The sequence below is a fragment of the Kitasatospora sp. NPDC056783 genome, assembly GCF_042789895.1.
Classification (GTDB): domain Bacteria; phylum Actinomycetota; class Actinomycetes; order Streptomycetales; family Streptomycetaceae; genus Kitasatospora.
In genome coordinates this window covers 1-2,525 of record NZ_JBHUAF010000633.1, presented here as the reverse complement: position 1 = coordinate 2,525, position 2,525 = coordinate 1, and the positions used below count along the sequence as shown (strand labels likewise).

Here is a 2,525-nt window from a genome sequence, read left to right as displayed (position 1 = left end):
CGGGTGAGCACCGGCACGCCGCACCCGCCCTCGGCCGCCGCTCGGGCACGATCGTTCAGCCCAGCTGTGGCCGCCCTTAAGAATTCCTCGATGGACCGCACCCGCCCCGACCAGGCAGATTTCTGCCTGCCCGGAGCGTGCCCGTCAGGAACGGCCGAACCGGGCCACCTCGGCCTGCCCGACCCCCGAAGGCCGTCCACCCGCACGTCAGGAGCCGCCGCCCGTGAAGGCACTCGTCAAGCAGCAGGCCGAGCCCGGCCTCTGGATGGTCGATGTCCCGAAGCCCGAGATCGGCCCCGGCGAGGTGCTGATCAAGGTGCTGCGGACCGGCATCTGCGGCACCGACCTGCACATCCGCAAGTGGGACGGCTGGGCCCAGCAGACCATCAAGACCCCGATGACGATCGGCCACGAGTTCGTCGGCGAGGTCGCCGAGATCGGCGCCGCCGTCGCGGACGTCGCGGTCGGCGACCTGGTCAGCGGCGAGGGCCACCTGGTCTGCGGCAAGTGCCGCAACTGTCTGGCCGGCCGCCGCCACCTGTGCCGCAACACCGTCGGCCTGGGCGTCAACCGCGACGGCGCGTTCGCCGAGTACGTGGCGCTGCCCGCCTCCAACGTCTGGGTGCACCGGGTGCCGGTCGACCTGGACGTGGCCGCGATCTTCGACCCGTTCGGCAACGCCGTGCACACCGCGCTGTCCTTCCCGCTGGTCGGCGAGGACGTGCTGGTCACCGGCGCCGGCCCGATCGGCATCATGGCCGCCGCCGTCGCCAAGCACGCCGGCGCCCGCAACGTGATGATCACCGACGTCTCCCCGTACCGCCTCGACCTGGCCCGCAAGGTCGGCGTGACGCTGGCGCTCGACGTGTCCGAGCACACCATCGAGGAGGGCCAGCGGAAGCTGGGCCTGCGCGAGGGCTTCGACGTCGGCCTGGAGATGTCCGGCCGCCCCGAGGCGATGCAGTCGATGATCGCCAACATGACCCACGGCGGCAAGATCGCCATGCTGGGCCTGCCCGCCGAGCAGTTCCCGGTGGACTGGGCCTCGATCGTCACCTCGATGATCACCATCAAGGGCATCTACGGCCGTGAGATGTTCGAGACCTGGTACGCGATGTCCGTGCTGCTGGAGGGCGGACTGGACCTCGGCCCGGTGATCACCGGCCGCTACGCCGCCACCGACTTCGAAGCCGCCTTCGACGACGCCGCGAGCGGCAACTGCGGCAAGATCATCCTCGACTGGACCGTCTGAGCCCCTCGCCGACTGAAGGAGTCCGTCCGTGTTCGACAACGTGCGCGCCGACATCGCCACCACCCTCGACGAGATCCGCGAGGCCGGTCTGTTCAAGCCCGAGCGGGTGATCGGCAGCCCGCAGAGCGCCGCGGTCACCGTCACCGCCGGCGGCCGTCCCGGCGAGGTGCTGAACTTCTGCGCCAACAACTACCTCGGCCTGGCCGACCACCCCGAGGTGCTCGCCGCCGCCAAGGACGCCCTGGACCGCTGGGGCTACGGGATGGCCTCGGTCCGCTTCATCTGCGGCACCCAGGACGTCCACAAGGAGCTGGAGGACCGCCTCTCGGCCTTCCTCGGCCAGGAGGACACGATCCTCTACTCCTCCTGCTTCGACGCCAACGGCGGTGTCTTCGAGACCCTGCTGGACGACCGCGACGCCGTCATCTCCGACGCGCTCAACCACGCCAGCATCATCGACGGCATCCGGCTCAGCAAGGCCCGCCGCCACCGCTACGCCAACCGCGACCTGGCCGACCTGGAGAAGCAGCTCCAGGACACCCAGGACGCCCGCCGCCGCCTGATCGTCACCGACGGCGTCTTCTCGATGGACGGCTACGTCGCCCCGCTGCGCGAGATCTGCGACCTCGCCGACCGCTACGACGCGATGGTCATGGTGGACGACTCGCACGCCGTCGGCTTCGTCGGCGCGGGCGGCCGCGGCACCCCCGAACTGCACGGCGTGATGGACCGGGTGGACATCATCACCGGCACCCTGGGCAAGGCCCTCGGCGGCGCCTCCGGCGGCTACGTCGCCGCCCGCCGGGAGATCGTCGCCCTGCTGCGCCAGCGCTCCCGCCCGTACCTGTTCTCCAACTCGCTGGCCCCGGTGATCGCGGCCGCCTCGCTCAAGGTGCTCGACCTGGTCGAGAAGTCCAACGAGCTGCGCGAGCGGCTGGCGGCCAACACCGCGCTGTTCCGCACGAAGATGACCGAGGCCGGGTTCGAGATCCTGCCCGGCGACCACCCGATCGCCCCGGTGATGATCGGCGACGCGGCCAAGGCCGGCCGGCTCGCCGAACTGCTGCTGGAGCGCGGCGTGTACGTGATCGGCTTCTCCTACCCGGTGGTGCCGCACGGCCAGGCCCGGATCCGGGTGCAGCTGTCCGCGGCGCACTCCACCGAGGACGTCGAGCGCGCCGTCGCGGCCTTCGTGGACGCGCGCGCCGCGCTGGGGGAGTGACCGGGGAGTGACCCCCTCCTGAAGCCGCCCGTGGGCCGGACCGCTCGGAAC

Annotated in this window: 2 protein-coding genes; both read left to right on the top strand. The window is 71.2% G+C overall.

The window, feature by feature from the left end:
• The first annotated feature begins 223 nt into the window (after positions 1-223).
• Positions 224-1,252: an L-threonine 3-dehydrogenase gene (gene tdh, locus ACFRMQ_RS40085; RefSeq protein WP_380735839.1), complete on the top strand. Its 1,029-nt coding sequence runs from the start codon at positions 224-226 to the stop codon at positions 1,250-1,252.
• Positions 1,253-1,280: 28 nt separating this feature from the next.
• Positions 1,281-2,474, top strand: coding sequence for a glycine C-acetyltransferase (locus ACFRMQ_RS40080; protein ID WP_380704996.1), 1,194 nt, complete (start codon positions 1,281-1,283; stop codon positions 2,472-2,474).
• The last annotated feature ends 51 nt before the right edge of the window (positions 2,475-2,525 follow it).